The sequence below is a fragment of the Methylibium petroleiphilum PM1 genome (assembly GCF_000015725.1).
GTDB lineage: Bacteria > Pseudomonadota > Gammaproteobacteria > Burkholderiales > Burkholderiaceae_C > Methylibium > Methylibium petroleiphilum.
Window position 1 is genome coordinate 3,274,103 of sequence record NC_008825.1, and the last position, 14,118, is coordinate 3,288,220.

At 70.4% G+C, this 14,118-nt stretch carries 13 protein-coding genes; 6 read left to right on the forward strand and 7 right to left on the reverse strand.

The window, feature by feature from the left end; all coding sequences use genetic code 11:
• Nucleotides 1-10 precede the first annotated feature (10 nt).
• From flhF to MPE_RS15560, 5 genes are all read left to right on the forward strand, one after another.
• On the forward strand, nucleotides 11-1,576 hold the full coding sequence (gene flhF / locus MPE_RS15540; RefSeq protein WP_011830655.1) for a flagellar biosynthesis GTPase FlhF: 1,566 nt from the start codon (nucleotides 11-13) through the stop codon (nucleotides 1,574-1,576).
• 31 nt (nucleotides 1,577-1,607) lie between these two features.
• Nucleotides 1,608-2,507 (forward strand): MinD/ParA family ATP-binding protein, encoded by a 900-nt coding sequence (locus tag MPE_RS15545; protein ID WP_011830656.1) that lies wholly within the window; start codon nucleotides 1,608-1,610, stop codon nucleotides 2,505-2,507.
• Nucleotides 2,508-2,557: 50 nt separating this feature from the next.
• Entirely contained in the window at nucleotides 2,558-3,271 is a 714-nt protein-coding gene (locus tag MPE_RS15550) for an RNA polymerase sigma factor FliA (protein ID WP_011830657.1), read from the forward strand.
• A gap of 31 nt (nucleotides 3,272-3,302) precedes the next feature.
• On the forward strand, nucleotides 3,303-4,649 hold the full coding sequence (locus tag MPE_RS15555; protein WP_011830658.1) for a methyl-accepting chemotaxis protein: 1,347 nt from the start codon (nucleotides 3,303-3,305) through the stop codon (nucleotides 4,647-4,649).
• A 121-nt stretch (nucleotides 4,650-4,770) separates the two neighbouring features.
• The gene (locus tag MPE_RS15560) at nucleotides 4,771-5,919 is read left to right on the forward strand and encodes a DUF6607 family protein (protein ID WP_148210968.1); all 1,149 of its coding nucleotides are present in this window, start codon (nucleotides 4,771-4,773) and stop codon (nucleotides 5,917-5,919) included.
• Between the two features lie 30 nt (nucleotides 5,920-5,949).
• Here MPE_RS15560 and MPE_RS15565 read toward each other — a convergent pair whose 3' ends face one another.
• Nucleotides 5,950-7,383, reverse strand: a complete 1,434-nt coding sequence (locus MPE_RS15565; RefSeq protein WP_011830660.1) for a wax ester/triacylglycerol synthase family O-acyltransferase — start codon at nucleotides 7,381-7,383, stop codon at nucleotides 5,950-5,952.
• 108 nt (nucleotides 7,384-7,491) lie between these two features.
• Between MPE_RS15565 and MPE_RS15570 the strand changes: the two genes are divergently transcribed.
• Nucleotides 7,492-7,746 carry an acyl-CoA-binding protein gene (locus tag MPE_RS15570; RefSeq protein ID WP_011830661.1) on the forward strand — a complete coding sequence of 85 codons (255 nt, stop codon included), beginning with the start codon at nucleotides 7,492-7,494 and terminating at the stop codon, nucleotides 7,744-7,746.
• A gap of 350 nt (nucleotides 7,747-8,096) precedes the next feature.
• Here the strand turns inward: MPE_RS15570 and MPE_RS15575 are convergent, their stop codons facing one another.
• The 6 genes from MPE_RS15575 to MPE_RS15600 all read right to left on the reverse strand — a co-directional run bounded on the left by MPE_RS15575 (nucleotide 8,097) and on the right by MPE_RS15600 (nucleotide 14,114).
• Nucleotides 8,097-8,444, reverse strand: coding sequence for a polyhydroxyalkanoic acid system family protein (locus tag MPE_RS15575; protein ID WP_011830662.1), 348 nt, complete (start codon nucleotides 8,442-8,444; stop codon nucleotides 8,097-8,099).
• Nucleotides 8,445-8,462: 18 nt separating this feature from the next.
• Nucleotides 8,463-9,554 carry an aminopeptidase gene (locus MPE_RS15580; protein WP_011830663.1) on the reverse strand — a complete coding sequence of 364 codons (1,092 nt, stop codon included), beginning with the start codon at nucleotides 9,552-9,554 and terminating at the stop codon, nucleotides 8,463-8,465.
• 30 nt (nucleotides 9,555-9,584) lie between these two features.
• Nucleotides 9,585-10,301, reverse strand: a complete 717-nt coding sequence (locus MPE_RS15585) for a hypothetical protein (RefSeq protein ID WP_011830664.1) — start codon at nucleotides 10,299-10,301, stop codon at nucleotides 9,585-9,587.
• Entirely contained in the window at nucleotides 10,298-11,623 is a 1,326-nt protein-coding gene (locus tag MPE_RS15590; protein ID WP_011830665.1) for an ammonium transporter, read from the reverse strand. The genes MPE_RS15585 and MPE_RS15590 overlap by 4 nt, the downstream gene beginning before the upstream one ends.
• 107 nt (nucleotides 11,624-11,730) lie before the next feature.
• Nucleotides 11,731-13,773, reverse strand: a complete 2,043-nt coding sequence (locus MPE_RS15595; RefSeq protein ID WP_011830666.1) for a molybdopterin-containing oxidoreductase family protein — start codon at nucleotides 13,771-13,773, stop codon at nucleotides 11,731-11,733.
• Nucleotides 13,752-14,114, reverse strand: coding sequence for a hypothetical protein (locus MPE_RS15600; protein ID WP_148210969.1), 363 nt, complete (start codon nucleotides 14,112-14,114; stop codon nucleotides 13,752-13,754). Before MPE_RS15600 ends, MPE_RS15595 begins: the two co-directional genes overlap by 22 nt.
• Between the last annotated feature and the right edge of the window lie 4 nt (nucleotides 14,115-14,118).

The following is a 14,118-nucleotide window of genomic DNA, read 5'->3' on the forward strand; positions in this document are numbered from 1 at the left end:
GAGGCTCCGCATGAACGTCCAACGCTTCACAGGCCGTACCTCGCGCGACGCGATGACCAAGATGCGCCAGGCCCTCGGCGACGACGCCGTGGTGCTGTCGACCAAGCCCTGCCCCGAAGGCATCGAGATGCTGGCGATGGCGCCGGGCGCGCTGGCCGCGGTCGAGCGCCAGGCCGCCGTGCAGCAGCAGGCCGCCGCCGCGCAGCCGGCGCCCGCCAAGCCCGCGAAGCCGGTCAAGGCCGCCAAGGGTGGCCGTTCCGCGACGGCCGACGATGTGCAGCAGGACGTGGAACAACTGTCGATGAGCACGCTGTCCTTCCAGGACTACGTGCGCGACCGCATGCTGAAGAAGCGCGAGGCCGCGTTGCGCGGCGAAGCGCTGCGCGAGGAACGCACCGAGCCGACCCTCAACGTCGCCCCGATGGCGCCGGCCCGTGCCGCCGCCCAGGCGACGCTGTACGCCCAGGATCTGGACGACGACGATGCGGTCGACGCGGCGGTCGATGCCGTGCAGCACCGGATTGCCAGCCAGCAGGCCGCCACCATGCCGGTGCTGCGCGAGCAGGTGGTCTACGGCCGCCAGACACAGTCCGCCACCGCCAGCCCGCCGATCCTGCGCGAGGCCCAGGCCGATGCCACGATGCTGAGCGAGCTGCGCTCGATGAAGGGGCTGATCGAAGAGCGCTTCGGCGCGCTGGCCTTCATGGAGAAGCTGCAGCGCGAGCCCGCTCAGGCCAAGCTGACCCAGAAGCTGCTCGAGTGCGGCTTCTCGCCGGTGCTGATCCGCAAGCTGGTGGCTGGCATGACGGCCGACGTCGGCGACGAGCAGGCCTGGGCCGCCAGCGTGCTGGAGCGCAACCTGATGACCGGCGAGCGCGAGCTGCCGATCGAGGACCAGGGCGGCGTGTTCGCGATGATCGGCGCCACCGGCGTCGGCAAGACCACCTCGACCGCCAAGCTGGCCGCCGCCTTCGCCACCCGGCATGGCGCGTCCAACCTCGGCCTGATCACCCTCGACGCCTACCGTCTCGGTGCCCACGAACAGCTGCGCGCCTACGGCCGCATCCTCGGCGTGCCGGTGCACACCGCCCACGACCGCACCGCGCTGGAAGACCTGCTGGAGCTGCTGTCGGCCAAGAAGATGGTGCTGATCGACACCGCCGGCGTCGCCCAGCGCGACACCCGCACGCGCGAACTGCTCGACATGCTGGCGCACCCTTCGATCAACAAGCTGCTGGTGGTCAACACCGCCGTGCAGGGCGAGACCATCGACGACGTGATGACCTCCTACCGTGCCGCCGCCTGCAAGGGCATCGTGCTGTCCAAGCTCGACGAGGCCGTGAAGCTGGCGCCGGCACTCGACGCCGTGATCCGCCACAAGCAGAAGATCGTCGCGGTGGCCAACGGCCAGCGAGTGCCCGAGGACTGGCATCGCCTGTCGGGTCAGGCCCTGGTGCACCGCGCGCTGCGCGCCACCGGCAGCCCGGCCTACAACTTCGACGCGAGCGAGATGAACCTGGTGTTCGCCACGCCGCAGATGACGGAGCGCCGCCCCGTACCGGCCGGCCGCGCCTGAGCTTCCAGATCCCGACGACCCCGCTGCCGCCATGTCCACCGACCTGCCCCGCCGCGCCTGCCGCCCCGCCACCGACAGCTGGTACAACCAGCTCGACGATCTGCCGACCCACCCCGCACCGGCCGACCAGGCCCAGGGCCTGCGCCGCCTGTTCGTGAGCCGCACGATGCGCTGCATCCCGGTGGTGTCCAACCCGAAGATCGCCTTCGGCGGTGCCCTGCTGGAGCGCCTGTGCAGCGCCTACGCCGAGCAGGGTCTGCGCACGCTCGTGGTCGACGCCGGCGAGAACGCCCGCGCACCAGCCGAGCTGGCGAGCTTCGACCTCGCAGAGGGCGTGGAGACGCTGAGCCCGCACGTGAGCTACCTCGCTGCCGGCGGCCTGACGCTGCGCTTCGTGGATGCGAGCGGCTCGACCTCCGGCTTCCTCGACGCCATTTCCGAAGCCGCTCCCGACATCGATGTGCTGCTGGTGCATGCCAGCGCTGCCGAACTGGCCCGTCTGTTCGCGCGTCGCGTTCAGGAGCTGCAGGCGGCCACGGTGCGCCCCATCGTCCTGTGCGACGAGCAGCCCGACAGCGTCACGCACGCTTATGCGGCCATCAAGCTGCTGGCGACGCGCGCCGCCTTGCTGACGCACGACCTGCTGTTCAGCGCCCCGCCCGATTCGCCGCGCGCGGCCAAGGTGGCCGAACGCATGGCGCGCTGCGCCGACGACTTCCTGGGGGCCACGCTGCACGACTGGGTGGCCGTCGACCCGGCCGAGGCGCCCACCGATGGCCCGAGCCTGCGGCTGAAGCGCCTGGCACGTGAACAGCTCGCCTGCGCACTGCCGCACACCGTGAGCGACAGCGTGTTCGGCGCACTGGCCGGCGAGATCGGCGCACGCTCCGCGCTGCCGTCGCTGGGCTCGCGCCTGCCGCGGTCGCGCTGAATCCCCGATCGAAGACCGAACGAACCGCCGAACACCGCCTGGAGCCCGACATGTACACCGCCACCGGTCGCCTCGAAACGAACGCCATGATCAAGCAGTACAGCCCGCTGGTGCGTCGTCTTGCGCACCAGATGATCGCCAAGCTGCCGGCCAACGTGGAGATCGACGACCTGATCCAGGTCGGCCTGATCGGCCTCACCGACGCGATGTCGCGCTTCGACAGTGCGCAGGGCGTGCAGTTCGAGACCTTCGCCACCCAGCGCATCCGTGGCGCGATGCTCGACGAGCTGCGCGGCAGCGACTGGATGAGCCGCGGCAACCGCAAGCAGCAGCGCGAGATCGAGGTCGCGGTGCACAAGCTGCAGCAGCAGCTCGGCCGCGCGCCGGCGGAGAGCGAGATCGCCAAGCAGATGGGCCTGTCGCTTGCCGACTACCAGGAGCTGCTGGGCAAGGTGCGCGGCACGCAGCTCGTCTATCTGGAGGACATGTCCGGCGACGATGGCGACAACGACTTCCTCGACCGCCACGTCGCCGACGAGAACGAGAACCCGGTGGCCCTGCTGCAGGACCATCGCATGCGCCTGGCGCTGATCGAGGCCATCAAGACCCTGCCCGAGCGCGAGCAGTTCGTGATGGGGATGTACTACGAGCAGGACATGAACCTCAAGGAGATCGCCGCAGTGCTGGGCGTGACCGAATCGCGCGTCTGCCAGCTGCACAGCCAGTCGATCGCGCGCCTGCGCGCCAAGCTGCGCGATCACTGAAACCCAAACAAGAAGCGAGCACGAGACAACCATGCTGAGCCTGTTCAAGAAGACCCCGAGCGCGGCCACCGACCCGGCACCCGTCGCGGCGCCAGCTCCCGACCTGCGCCAGGCGGTGCAGAGCATCGCCCAGGCGGCCTCCCGTCTCGGCCGTGACGCGGCCGAGGTGCGCGGCCTGATCGAGGACAGCAACCAGGTCAACCAGCGCCAGGTCCAGGCGCTGCAGACGCTCGGCAGCCAGCTGGGCGAGGTGCAGCGCGCGCAAGGGGGCATCGGCACCACCACCACCGAGAGCCTGAAGGCGGTGGAGCGCGCACGCGCCGCGGTGGAGCAGGTGGGCACCGAGGTGGGCGGCATCGTCGACACGCTGCGCCAGGTGGCGGCCGCGGCCGGACAGATCACGCAGATCGCGCTGCAGACGCGGCTGGTGGCGTTCAACGCCTCGGTCGAGGCCGGCCGGGCCGGCGAGGCCGGACGCGGCTTCGGTGTCGTGGCCGACGCGGTGAAGGACCTGTCGGCCAAGGTCGAGGCCTCGTCGAAACAGATCATGAGCACCGTGGCCGAGCTCGACCAACGCGTCGGCGCGCTGGCGCGCGAGATCCAGTTGCGCGAGGGCGAGGCGCCGCAAGGCGCCTTCCACCGGGCGCTGGCCGAGGTGCAGGGCGGGGTCGGCAGCATCAGCGCCGCGGCGGTGCAGAGCCGCACGATCTGCGACGGCCTGAACGAGCAGATGGCCGCGATCGACCGCGAGATGCAGCGCTCCAGCCAGACGCTGGGCAGCGCCACGGCGCGCAGCGAAGCCTTCCTGAAGGTCAGCGAGAACATGATCGAGGTGGTGGCCGACTGCGGCATCGACACCGACGACACGCCCTACATCCGCGGTGTCCAGGAGGCGGCCTCGCAGATCAGCAAGTTGCTGGAGGACGCGCTGCGCACCAACACCATCGCCATCGCCGACCTGTTCGACGAGAACTACCAGGCCGTGCCCGGCACCAACCCGGCCCAGCACACCACGCGCTTCGTCGCGCTGGCCGACCGGCTGTTCCCGCAGGTGCAGGAGCGCCTGCTGACGCTGAACCAGAAGGTCGTCTACTGCATCGCGGTCGACCGCAACGGCTACGTCGCCACGCACAACCGCCAGTACTGCAACCCGCAGCGCAGCAACGACCCGGTGTGGAACACCGCGAACAGCCGCTACCGCCGCATCTTCAACGACCGCACCGGCCTCGCGTCGGCGCGCAACACCCGGCCCTTCCTGCTGCAGACCTACCGGCGCGACATGGGCGGCGGCAACTTCGTGCTGATGAAGGAAGCCGCAGCACCGATCACCGTCAACGGTCGCCACTGGGGCGGCGTGCGGCTGGCGTTCCAGTTCTGAGCCTGACCCGATCGACACAGGACGGCGCCCCAGGGCGCCGTTTTTCATGGGCGAGCGCCAAGCCCGGACATTCGGCAGGTGCATTGCGGCCGGCCGCGCGAACGCGCACAGAATGCGCCGCATGAAGAAGTCCCCCGCACTGCTGTTCCTGCTTGCGCTGCTGACCCTGCCCTGGGCCGCTGCGGCCTACACCGAGGCGACTCCGGCCGCCGCACCCAGCCAGTTCATCTTCGCCTGGCCGCTCGGCGAGGCGGCACTGAAGCCGCGCGGCGCCAGCACGCGCGGCGTGCCGGTCGAGCTCGACACCGCGGCCGGCGAGGCCTGGAAGCGGCTGCGCGAGCCCGGGCTCAGCGCGCGCGAGCGCGACCGCCGCGCCATCCTCGCGATGGCCGGTCCCTACCGCGTGAGCTTCGACTTCCTCGAAGTGCTGCGCTTCGACCCCGCGCTGAAGCCGGACGCGCCCTACCAGAGCTGGGGCACCGAGCAGGTGTTCGTGTCCGAGGACCGCGGCGACTTCATCGCGCTGCAGCACATTCTGGTGATGAGGGTGCAGATGCAGGACGGCCAGGTCAGTGAGCCCATCGTCGTGCGGCACTGGCGGCAGGAGTGGCGCTACGAGGCCGACAGCCTGCTCGCCTACGAAGGCCGCAACACCTGGGTGCGCCGGCCGGTGCCGGCCGGCGAACGCAGCGGCAGCTGGGTGCAGAGCGTGCTGCAGGTCGACGACTCGCCGCGCTACGCGGCGCGCGGGCGCTGGCAGCATGGCGACAGCTTCTCCACCTGGATCGGCGACGAGACCTGGCGCCCGCTGCCGCGGCGCGAGTTCAGCGTGCGCAGCGACTACCAGGTGCTGGTCGGCAGCAACCGTCACACCATCACGCCCGGCGGCTGGGTGCAGGAGGAGAACAACCTGAAGCTCGCGCTCGGCGACGGCGGCCGGCCGCGCGCGACGTTGCCCTATCTGGCGCGCGAGTACGGCGTGGCGCGCTACGAGCGCATCACCGGCCACGACTTCAGCGCCGGCCAGACCTACTTCGAGCGCACCGAGCCGTTCTGGGCCGAGGTGCGCGCCGCCTGGCGCCGCATCGGCAGCGCCCAACCGCGCTTCGCGCTGCGCGCACCGGTCGACCAGGGCGGGCTGTTCGCGCCCTTCTTCGAGTACGCCGAGGGCCTGGTCGAGGGCAAGCGTTTCGACGTCGACGATGCCCGGCGCTTCATCGACCGGACGCTGGCCGAGCGCTACCTGGCCGGCCTGCCGGCGCCGCCGTGATCGCCACCGCCGGGCGTGCGTGAGGCGCCCTCACTCACCCCACGGCAGCATCAGCGTCACCAGCAGCAGCTTCTCGAACTCGGGGGCGAAGCGCTCGATGATCGCCTCGGGGTCCGGGCACAGCGTCGAGTCGGTGATCAGCCCGAACTGCACGCCGCCACCATAGGAGAGGATGGACACGCCCATGCCGATATCGCCCGACTGCGGCACCCAGAACATGGTCTGCCGCAGCGTGGCGCCGCAGAACTTCAGCGGTTCCTTCGGTCCCGGCACGTTGGTCATGACCGCCGTCGCCTTCTTGGCGAACAGGTTCAGCAGCGCGTGCTGCACCGGCTTGACCAGCAGCCCGGCGATGGCGAGCACGCCGAACGCGAGCACCGGCTGGTAGCTGCCCTTGAGCTCGTTCATGCGGCGGCGCACCGCGTAGACACGCTGCACCGGGTTGGCGATGCCGATCGGCAGCACCAGCGGCACCAGGCCGAAGCGGTTGCCCAGCTGATGTGCCTTCTCCAGCGGCCGCAGGTTGACCGGCACCATCGCACGGATCTCCTTGCCGGTGGGATCTTCGCCCTTCGCCGCGAGGTAGCCGCCGATTGCGCCGGCGGCGCAGGCCAGCAGAACGTCGTTGATCGACGCGCCCAGTGCCTTGCCGACCGAGCGCACGTCGTCCAGCGGGATCGGCTCGCACCAGGCCACGCGCTTGCCGGTGCCGGGCTTGCCCTTGAGCCGCGTCGGCGAGTCGTCGGGCATCAGCGCGAGCGCAGCGACGTCCTTGACGATCTGGGCGCCGGTGAGCGCCATCTCGACCGAGCCGAACAGCGGCTGCTGCGGCTTCGACAGCAACTCGACGGACTTGGCCACGCCGTCGCCGTAGAGGCCGATGGCCTTGATCGCGACGTCGGTGATCGGCTTGAGCACCGCGTCGCTCAGCCAGTCCTTCTCGTCGTCGGGCTTCTGCGCGCGCTCGGGCGGCGGCTTGCCGCCGTCGGTGATCGACAGCATCACCGAGATCAGCGCGATGCCGTCGGCGATGCAGTGGTGGATGCGCGCGATCATCGCGCTGCCGCGCCGGCCTTCGACGTCGGGGTAGTCCTCGATCAGGTGCAGCTGCCACAGCGGGTGGGCCGGGTCGAGCGGCGTGGTCGCCAGCTCGGCGGCCCGCGCCTCCAGCGCCTGGCGCGGGCTCTGACCCTTGCGCGGCGACAGTCGCTCGCTGCGCACGTGGCGCTGCAGGTCGAAGGCGCGGTCGGTGACCCAGCTCGCGCCCATCGCGTCCTCCACCACCTTCTGGCGGAAGCGCCTGTACTTCAGCAGGCGCTCCTCGACACGCTGGCACAGCGCCGCATGCGACACGCCGGGCTCGAGCAGCCAGACGCCCAGGATCATCATCAGGTTGGACGGGTTGTCCATGCGCAGCCACGCGGTATCGACACGCGACATGCGCTCCGGCGTGGCGGTGGCCATCAAGGGTCTCCTCGGGTTGTTCTCGGGTTTTGGCCGCGACGATGCTCGGTAAGATCGACAGCGTCAATCTGATTTTCACTGCTGTCCCCTGCCCACGAGGAGCGCTCCATGGCCGATCTGAAAGCCCGCTTCGATGCCGCCGTCGCTGCGTCCAAGACCCTGCCGGAGAAGCCGGACAACCAGACCTTGCTGAGGATCTACGCCCTCTACAAGCAGGCAACCGCCGGCGACGTGGACGGCAAGCGCCCCGGCTTCTCCGACATGGTGGGTCGCGCGAAGTGGGACGCGTGGAATGAACTGAAGGGCACCGCCGGCGAGTCTGCGCAGCAGGATTACATCGAGTTGATCGAGTCGCTGAAGTAGGGAGTCGCGCTTGGCATGTGCAGCGTGTGAGCGCTGCTGACCAGGGCATCGGGTGAACGGCTGCGTTCGTGTCCCCCGCGGCCGGCCCCGCGGGCCGACCGCTCCTCCTTTACCTCACTTCGCCATTCACCCGATGCCCTGGTCGCACGCACCACCGCGGCACGCGAAGGCTTTACAACCCCAGCACACCGCGGTGTATTGAAGCGCCGTGACGGGCCGCTGTGTGGAGTGAAGTAGAGGAGGAGAGCCCGGCCGGAGGGCGGGCTCGGGGGACATGAACGCAACACAGTGGACCGGCGCGGCGCCCGCTCAGCGCTCGCATACAGGCCGTATGAAACGTGCAGACCTTGTCAGGTCTTCTTGCGCGCTGCCTTCTTCGCCGCAGCCGGCGCCTTGGCGCGCTTGTGCTCCGCCGCCAGCAGGCCGTCGAGGTTCTTCTCGATCTCGCCCTCGATGGTCTTCTGGAAGGCGCCGAGCAGGAAGCTCAGCTTCGCGGCGAGCTCGAAGGCATCGCTGCGCACGAGCAGCGTGCCGTTCACGCCACTGCGCGTGAAGTGCACCACGTCCTCGTCATCGCCCTCCTCCACCGTGCATTCCATGCCGAACTTGGCCTCCGCATCTTCGGCCCATTTCCACGCGATCTCGCGGGCGCGCTTGAGGCCGAGCTGGTGGGGGCGATGCAGGGCGATGTCGGGCATGGAGGCACTCGGTTCGGTTCAGGGCGGCGGCAGCTGACGGCCGGCTCCGAGTGTGGCGCGGCGTTCGGCCTGCGGCAAGCTGGCGAGGCGCCGCACCTCGGCGTAGAAACGCGCGAAGTCGCGACCCTCGGCGGCGAACAGTGCCTCGAAGCCCGGCACCAGCGCGTTGTAGGCCGACTGCACCCCCAGGCTGGCGTTGTTGGCCCGCGCGAACCAGGCGTCGTAGCCGCCGTAGCCAGCCCACGGACCTGCCTTGAGGCGCGCGTGTTCGGCGCGCATCTGCGCCATCAACGTGGCCTTGCCGGCACGCTTGTCGGCTTCGCTGCCGGGCCCGCGGTACAGCGCGTCGAGCTGCGTGCGGGTGGCGAGCACGAGCGTGCGGAAGTCGCGGCGGCGTGCGTCGTAGCGCTCGTACTCCTCGCGTGCCGACACATCGGCCCGTTGCGCGAGCCAGCGCTCGCCACCGAGGCGTTCGACCGCGGTCGCGAAGCTTTCGTTGAACTCGGTGTCGTCCTTTGCATAGGCCACCTGGTGCGCCAGCTCGTGGAAGATCAGCCGTGCCAGCTCGCCTTCGGGGTAGCCGATGAAGGTATTGAGCAGCGGATCGGCAAAGAAGTCACCGGGCAGCTTGCCGAGCGTGGAATAGGCAGGCACACCGTAGACGCTGACCTCCTGGCCCTGGGACAGCAACTCGGCCGCCAGCGCGTCGGCCGCGCCGCGGTCGAAGTAACCGCGGTAGCCGACGCAGCCGACCACCGGGAAGCACCAGGTCTTCAACCTCAGCGACAGCTCGGGCGCCGCGACCACGTTCCACACCACGGCAGGCCGGCCGAGGTCGGCATAGCGGCGGTAGCTGGCGTTGTCGGGCAGGCCCAGCTCCTGGACAGCGAAGTCGCGGATGCGCTGGCTCAGCAGCAGGCGCTCGCGCAGCACGGCCGGCGTGCCGGCGTCGGCCAGCCAGTCGTCGACCGGCTTCGCGGCGCGCATCACGCCGAGGTGGCCCTGCACCGATTGCGAGAGGTAGGCGACGCTGCCGCAACCGCCCAGCAGCGCCAGCGCAGCACCGACCGCGACAAGAGTGAACCACCAGGACCGTGCACGCAGCAGCATGGCGCGCAGTCTACGGCCCCATGCGGGGCGCTACAGGTAGCGGCGGATACCGGTCAGCGCAGGGACCCCACTGGCCTCGAGCCGGTCGACGGCCTGCGTGAAGCAGGCGTCTGCGCGCACCGGCCCCAGCAGTTCGGCGAGTGCCACGTACATCACGTTGATCAGCAGCGTGCCATGGCCGCCGGCCGGCCAGTCGCCATCGAGCGTGCTCACCTGCCCGCTCCACCACAGCGAGGCCGCGTGCTGCTGGGGCCGCGGCAGGCTGGCAGCGTGGCGGATCAGCGCGCGGCGCACGCGCGCCGGCGTCAGGCCGACCGGCAGGTCGCGAGAGAGCTGGGCCTCGATCGCCGCGAAGAAGGCCTGCAGGGCCGCCACCCCCTCGCCCAGCCGCGGCGCCACCGGCGCGACGGAGCCCGGTGGCAGGCTGCCCGGCTCGGTGGACTCGAAGGGTTGCGAGGACAGTGGATCGTCCGGCAGGCGCCGCGGGTCGCTCTGCAGCGCGCGGAAGATCCTGAGGTGCAGTTCGGCTTCCTTGCCGGCCAGGCCGAAGCCGTCGGCGATCTGCCGGCAGTAGCGGCTCAGGCCGAGGAACAGCGCGCCGCGCCCCTGGAACTGCTGGCACCACAGCATCACCGCGTCGCGCACGCGCGGCGCCTCCAGGTACTCGGCCAGCGCGTGCGCCAGCGCACGCCGCACGGTGACCGGGTCGTTGTCGCGGCTCGCCATCGTCGACGCACCGCCGCTCATCGCTTGCCCCGGTGCACCGCGTCCTGCTGGAACTCGGGGTAGCCGATCTCGTAGTGTTCGGTGAAATCGAGGCCGCGCTGCTCGTCGAGCGTGCTGGCACGCAGACCCACGCCGCGGGCCAGCAGCCAGTACATCAGCAGCGCGGTGCCGAAGGACCACGCGAAGGCGACGCCGCAGCCGATCGCCTGCACGCCGAGCTGCCGCAGGTCGAACATCGCGTCGTGCTTGAACAGCCCGGCCGCCAGCGTGCCCCAGACGCCGCCGACCGCGTGCACCGAGACGGCCCCGACCACGTCGTCGATCCGACCCGCCTCGAGCAGCCAGCCGGCCAGCACGCTCAGCCCGCCGGCCACGAAGCCGGTGAGCAGCGCGTAGGCCGGCTCCATCACGTGGCAGCCGGCGGTGATGCCCACCAGGCCGGCGATGCTGCCGTTGACGGCCGCGGTCATCAGCACCGGCTGGCGGCCGAGCGCCAGCACCGCCAGCGCGCCGATCGCGCCCGCCGCGCCGGCCAGGTGGGTGTTGAGCACGATCTTGCCAATGCCCACCGTGGCCGCGGCGGTGCTGCCGCCGTTGAAGCCGAACCAGCCCAGCCACAGGATGAACCCACCGAGCGCGACCGAGGTGAGGTTGTGGCCGAGCATCGGGCGCGCCTCGCCGTTGGGTCCGAAGCGTCCGAGCCGGGGCCCGATCACCAGGATGGCAGCGAGTGCCGACCAGCCGCCCACCGAGTGCACGACGGTCGATCCGGCGAAGTCGATGAAGCCCATCTCGCGCAGCCAGCCCTGGCCGGAGAACAGCGAGCCCCAGGCCCAGGACCCGAACACCGGGTAGATGAGCCCGGTGATGAGCACGGAGCTGACGATGTAGGCCCAGAAACGCGCACGCTCGGCGATCGCGCCGCTGACGATGGTGGCCGCCGTGGCGGCGAACATCATCTGAAAGAACAGCAGCCCGTAGTCGGCCTCGGGCATCGCGTGCGGCAGGAAGCGGTCGGTGCCGATCCAGCCGCTGGCATTGGCGCCGAACATCAGGCCGAAGCCGACGGCCCAGTAGGCGACCGCGCCGAAGCACGTGTCGCAGTAGTTCTTCATGATGACGTTGATCGCGTTCTTGGCGCGGCTCATGCCGCTCTCGAGCAGCGCGAAGCCGGCCTGCATGAAGAACACCAGGGCGCCGGCGGCCATCATCCAGACCATGTCGGTCCCGGACTTCAGCTGTTCGATCGTCGTGGGGTCGGCGGCGTGGGAGGCGGCCGCGAGGCTCGCGAGCAGGACGGCGCACGCGAAAGGACGCGCGGCCCGACGGACAGCAGGTTTCAAGACAGATTCCCAACGTTCTGGTGACGCGGCAACGTGGCAAGACACATGCCATCGCGTTCGCCGGCGAGCGGACTCCCATGCGACGCATCGGCCGCGTGACGGACTGCTCAGTCCGCGCTCACCTCGACCAGGCAGTCGTAGAAGCTCGGGGCCCGACCGAGGTCGGTGAGCTTCTGGTGGGTGACTTCGTTCACGTTGCTGCCGCGCACACCGAGCTTGCGCCACCAGATGCCCAGGCCGTTGACCACGCCGGGGCGCGCCCGCTCGCTGAGCACGGCCTTGCACCAATACTGGCCACGCTCGTTGAAGACACGCACCAGCGCACCATCGTGGATGCCGCGCGGCGCCGCGTCGCCCGGGTGGATCTCCAGCACCGGCTCGCCCTCGATGTCCCGCAGGCTCTTCACGTTGACGAAGCTGGAGTTGAGGAAGTTGCGCGCCGGCGGCGAGATCATCGCCAGCGGATAGGCCGCGGCGAGCGCGGGCGTGCTCTGCGCCGACTCGTGGTTAGGCACGTGGTCGGGCACGCCCCAGCCGGGCGCGTCGATGCGGCAGCGCCCGCTCGGCGTGGGGAAGCCGCCGTGGGCGAACGGCGCCTCGGGCAGTGGCAGCTGGACCCAGCCGCGGGCCCGCAGCTCGTCGAAGTGGACATGGTGGCCGAAGGCCTGGCGGGCGATCGCCTCGTCGCTGTCGCCGAAGCAGGGTTCGTCATAGCCCATGCGCGCGGCAAGGCGCCGGAAGATCTCGGTATTGGGCAGCGCCTCGCCCAGCGGCGCGACCGCCGCTTCGTTGATCAGCACCGAGGTGTGGCCGTAGCTGCGGTGCACGTCCAGGTGCTCGAGCTGCGTGGTCGCGGGCAGCACGAAGTCGGCGTGGTCTGCGGTGTCGGTGAGGAAGTGCTCCAGCACCACGGTGAACAGATCCTCGCGCGCGAAGCCCCGCACGACCTGGGGTGATTCGGGCGCCACCGCGACGGGATTGCTGTTGTAGACCACCAGCGCCTCGATCTTCGGGCCGAAGCCGGCCGAGCTCTCGTGCAGCAGGTCGTCGCCGATGGTGCTCATGTTGATCGTGCGCGGGCGGCGCGCGCCCAGCAGCTCGGGCCGCTGCAGAGCGCCGTGATCGATCGGGTACCAGCCGCTGCTCGACAGCAGCAACCCGCCGGCGCGATGCCGCCAGGCGCCGACAAGGCAGGGCAGCGTGGCGACCAGGCGCACCGCGTTTCCGCCTCCATGCACGCGCTGCATGCCGTAGTTGAGGCGGATCGCGGCCGGGCGCGTGCTGCCGTAGTCGCGCGCCAGGCCACGCACCTGCTCGGCGTCCACGCCGCAGACGGCGGCGGTGCGCTCGGGCGTCCAGGCAAGCGCCTTCTCGCGCAGCGCCGGCCAGCCCTCGGTGTGGCGGTCGATGTAGTCGTGGTCGAGCCAGTCGTTGACGATCAGCTCGCGCATCAGGCCGAGCACCAGCGCACCGTCGGTACCCGGCAGCAGCGCAAGGTGCTGGTGGCACTTGTCGGCGGTCTCGGAGCGGCGCGGATCGATGCACACCAGCTTCGCGCCGGCGCGCTTGGCAGCCTGGGCGTAGGTCCAGAAGTGCAGGTTCGACGCAATGCTGTTGCTGCCCCAGATCAGGATCAGCTTCGCCTCGGCGAAGTGCTCCACGTGCATGCCAACCTTGGCTCCGTAGCTCGCCGTCAGCGCTTCGCCGCCGGCGCTGGCGCAGATGGTGCGGTCGAGCAGCGAGGCCCCCAGGCGGTGGAAGAAGCGCGCGGCCATGCTCTCGCCCTGCACCAGACCCATCGTGCCGGCATAGCTGTATGGCACGATGGCCTGCGGGTCGCGCGCGGCGATCGCCTGCAGGCGCGTCGCGATGGCGTCCAGCGCTTCGGTCCAGCCGACCTGCTCGAAGCGCCCGGCGCCCTTGGGTCCGACGCGCCGCAGCGGGTGCAGCACGCGCTCGGGGTGGTAGGTGCGCTCGGGATAGCGCGAGACCTTGGTGCACAGCGCGCCGTGCGTGGTCGGGTGGTCGGCATCGCCCTGGACCTTGACCGCGCGGCCGTCGCGCACCGTGACGCGCAGCGCGCAGGTGTCGGGGCAGTCGTGCGGGCAGGCGCCGCGCACGCTGCGGGTCAGCCCGCCGTCGCCTTCCACTTGCCGTCCACCTTGCAGAGCTGCTGCTCGCTGCGGGCGCTGAGTGCCTTGTGCCGGTTCTCCATCACCACCACGCGGCAACCGGCGCGCTCGCCCTCGCGCGCCGTGACACTCCCCTCGCTGCCGCTGCGTTCGTTGCGCCAGGTCACCGGCACGCCCAGTTCGGGCGCGACCAGTGCCTGCGTGACGGCGGCGCGGTAAAGCTTGAAGTCCTGCTCGTTGAAGCGGCTGATCGGCGTGTTGCGCAGGAAGCCGTAATTGGCGACCTGGGCCAGCGCCGCACTGCCGGCGGCCAGCGCCCCGAACGCCACGGCGGCACCGACAAAGCTTCGTCCTCTCATCGCG

What these genes read in the sequence shown, in the direction of transcription:
- flhF (WP_011830655.1), top strand. Translation starts at nt 11, where the DNA reads ATGAACGTCCAACGCTTCACAGGCCGTACCTCGCGCGACGCGATGACC.
- MPE_RS15545 (WP_011830656.1), top strand. Translation starts at nt 1,608, where the DNA reads ATGTCCACCGACCTGCCCCGCCGCGCCTGCCGCCCCGCCACCGACAGC.
- MPE_RS15550 (WP_011830657.1), top strand. Translation starts at nt 2,558, where the DNA reads ATGTACACCGCCACCGGTCGCCTCGAAACGAACGCCATGATCAAGCAG.
- MPE_RS15555 (WP_011830658.1), top strand. Translation starts at nt 3,303, where the DNA reads ATGCTGAGCCTGTTCAAGAAGACCCCGAGCGCGGCCACCGACCCGGCA.
- MPE_RS15560 (WP_148210968.1), top strand. Translation starts at nt 4,771, where the DNA reads ATGAAGAAGTCCCCCGCACTGCTGTTCCTGCTTGCGCTGCTGACCCTG.
- MPE_RS15565 (WP_011830660.1), bottom strand. Translation starts at nt 7,383, where the DNA reads ATGGCCACCGCCACGCCGGAGCGCATGTCGCGTGTCGATACCGCGTGG.
- MPE_RS15570 (WP_011830661.1), top strand. Translation starts at nt 7,492, where the DNA reads ATGGCCGATCTGAAAGCCCGCTTCGATGCCGCCGTCGCTGCGTCCAAG.
- MPE_RS15575 (WP_011830662.1), bottom strand. Translation starts at nt 8,444, where the DNA reads ATGCCCGACATCGCCCTGCATCGCCCCCACCAGCTCGGCCTCAAGCGC.
- MPE_RS15580 (WP_011830663.1), bottom strand. Translation starts at nt 9,554, where the DNA reads ATGCTGCTGCGTGCACGGTCCTGGTGGTTCACTCTTGTCGCGGTCGGT.
- MPE_RS15585 (WP_011830664.1), bottom strand. Translation starts at nt 10,301, where the DNA reads ATGAGCGGCGGTGCGTCGACGATGGCGAGCCGCGACAACGACCCGGTC.
- MPE_RS15600 (WP_148210969.1), bottom strand. Translation starts at nt 14,114, where the DNA reads ATGAGAGGACGAAGCTTTGTCGGTGCCGCCGTGGCGTTCGGGGCGCTG.